This window comes from Altibacter sp., assembly GCF_019913785.1.
Classification (GTDB): Bacteria; Bacteroidota; Bacteroidia; order Flavobacteriales; family Flavobacteriaceae; genus Altibacter.
Window position 1 is genome coordinate 1 of record NZ_JAIOHK010000003.1, and the last position, 2,394, is coordinate 2,394.

General features: G+C 37.6%; 3 protein-coding genes. 1 reads left to right on the top strand and 2 read right to left on the bottom strand.

The window, feature by feature from the left end; genetic code table 11:
• Positions 1-300: rhomboid family intramembrane serine protease (locus K8F54_RS00585; RefSeq protein WP_290785560.1), on the top strand; the 300-nt coding region annotated here is incomplete at its 5' end.
• On the opposite strand, the gene rlmB is transcribed toward K8F54_RS00585, so the two are convergent.
• The gene (gene rlmB, locus K8F54_RS00590; RefSeq protein WP_290785562.1) at positions 295-1,032 is read right to left on the bottom strand and encodes a 23S rRNA (guanosine(2251)-2'-O)-methyltransferase RlmB; all 738 of its coding nucleotides are present in this window, start codon (positions 1,030-1,032) and stop codon (positions 295-297) included. The two genes, K8F54_RS00585 and rlmB, sit on opposite strands and share 6 nt — an antisense overlap.
• A gap of 104 nt (positions 1,033-1,136) precedes the next feature.
• Positions 1,137-2,075 carry a T9SS type A sorting domain-containing protein gene (locus K8F54_RS00595; RefSeq protein WP_290785565.1) on the bottom strand — a complete coding sequence of 313 codons (939 nt, stop codon included), beginning with the start codon at positions 2,073-2,075 and terminating at the stop codon, positions 1,137-1,139.
• Between the last annotated feature and the right edge of the window lie 319 nt (positions 2,076-2,394).

A 2,394-nucleotide genomic window follows, 5' to 3' on the forward strand; every position in this document is an offset into this window, starting at 1 on the left:
TTGTTGTGGTATGTATTTCCTATCGACCCGGAAATATCATGGGAGGGACATTTGTCAGGCTTTGGTGTTGGTGTAGTATTTGCCTTGCTGTTTCGCTCTAATCCAATTGAAAACAAGAAATACGCCTGGGAACAAGAAGATTATAATCCCGATACAGATCCTTTTTTAAAGCACTTTGATGAAAATGGAAACTTTATAGAAAAACTTCCGGAAGTGCCGGAAGATATGGAGGAGCCAAAGGTGATCGTGCGCTATACCATTAAAAAAGATACTCAGACTTCGGAAGATGAAAAACTATAATCGCTGTCGCACCGTTTCGTACAAAAAGGCGCCACAAGCCACCGATACATTTAATGAATTAATTTCTCCTAAAAGCGGTAGTGCCGCTTTTTCATCAACCAACTGTAAAACTGAACCTGAGACTCCCTTTCCTTCAGATCCCATAATAAAGGCTAATGGCTTTTTAAGATCACAAGAATAGATACTTTTTCCTGTTTTTTCTGTCGCTGCGATGGTAGTAATTCCGGATCCTTGTAGGTAAAAAAGAGCATCCTTTATATGGTCCACTTTACAGATAGGTATTTTAAAGATCGCTCCTGCCGAAGTTTTCACAGTATCCCCGGTCACGGGAGCACCTCCTTTTTTCTGAATAATAACCGCATCCACACCGGTACACTCGGCCGTACGGAGAATGGCACCAAAATTCCGTACATCACTGATCTGGTCTAAGACTAGAAAAAGAGGAAATTCCTTTTCAGAAATAACTCTTTCAACTACTTCCTCTAGTGAACTAAAGGTGATGGGAGAAGTAATAGCAACAACCCCTTGATGGTTGCCACGGGTTAATTTATTTAGTTTTTCAATGGGAACATGGGAGATCGAGGCATCCTTTGATTCCAACTCTTTTAGGATGGCTTCAATCTTTGGATTCGAGATTCCTTTCTGTACATAAAGTTTATCAATGATTACACCAGATGAAAGGGCTTCTTGAACGGGATAAATTCCAAATATAGTAGTTTGCTTGTGATCCATTTTAAGGAGGGGGATTAGATGTATGGATTGCAAAAATAGGATAAAAAAAAGAGGCAGTTAAAAAACTGCCTCTAATAATTTTATGGTAATAGAAAATAAGGTGCTTATTTAACAACCTTAACGATTCCTTCAGTACCACCAATGTTTACTTTTACGAAGTAAGCTCCACTTGCATAGCTAGACATATCAACAGTTGAAGATACAGCGTTTACTTTTGCATTGTATACTTCTTGTCCTAAGATGTTGAAGATAGCAACAGAAGTAATAGCTTCATTAGCTTTCAAGTTTAATATGTTACTTACTGGATTTGGATAAGCAGCAAAACCTTTTGCAGCCAAATCGTTAACACCTAGTGGTGGATCCATTGACACAAAGCTGTCTTGGTAAGTAAAATCATCATACCACATCTGGTGGTTAGCGTTGATAGAAAATAAATCAAGACCACCTAAGCTAGTTGGATAAGTACCTGCGTTATCAGTAAATGCAGTTCCAGCTGGAATAGCAACGTTACCATTAACACCAAACTCCCAAGTAGAAGCACCAATACCAGCACTAATATCTACGTTCATAGCAACATAGAACCACTCATCGTGAGGGAAGTTGAAATTAACTACTCCTAGAGCAGAATCATCGATTTCACCTACACCAGGATTAGCGTTGTCTTTGTTGAAGTATATGTTACCAACAATCCACTCACCAGGTCCAATTGGAACGGTTCCTTGAAGGTTGTAATATCCTTCTTTTCCTGAAGGAACATATGCCCAAAAGCTAAGACCCCAAGTACCAAATATTTTGTTACCTAAGTCTAATACAGCATCAGTAGTTGTGTCATCCGGAACATATCCAGACAATGAACCACCGTGAGCTTGTGCAGAAGAAGACATGATAGCACAACCAGCACCGCCACCGCAGCCCCAGTCAGTCCAATGACCACCAGAAATTGGTTGACCATCAGTATAGCTTTCCATGTCATCAGTAAATTGCGCATTTACACTTACCATTGCGAAGGTAAATAATACCGCTAAAAAATAATTTTTTTTCATGATTTATAATTTTTTTATATTAATAAGAATCAAATCTACAAATATTTTTTGACTTTTTTATGTAAAGTCCTAAAATATATTATTTTTTTCCTTGATACACGCAACGAATTAATATTTATGTATCTGCACTGGTTTTAATTGAAAAAAGCGAGCATCTAATTCGATACTCGCTTTTAAAAATAAATTATATTTCTTCTTTAAGCTATATCACTTAGTTATTAATGAAAATAGTTTTATAAAGAAAAGGTGATGCGTAAAAATCACTAGTTGCAATTGTGGCGCCTGCATTGGTATTAGTAAATACTCTTCCATCGGCCAT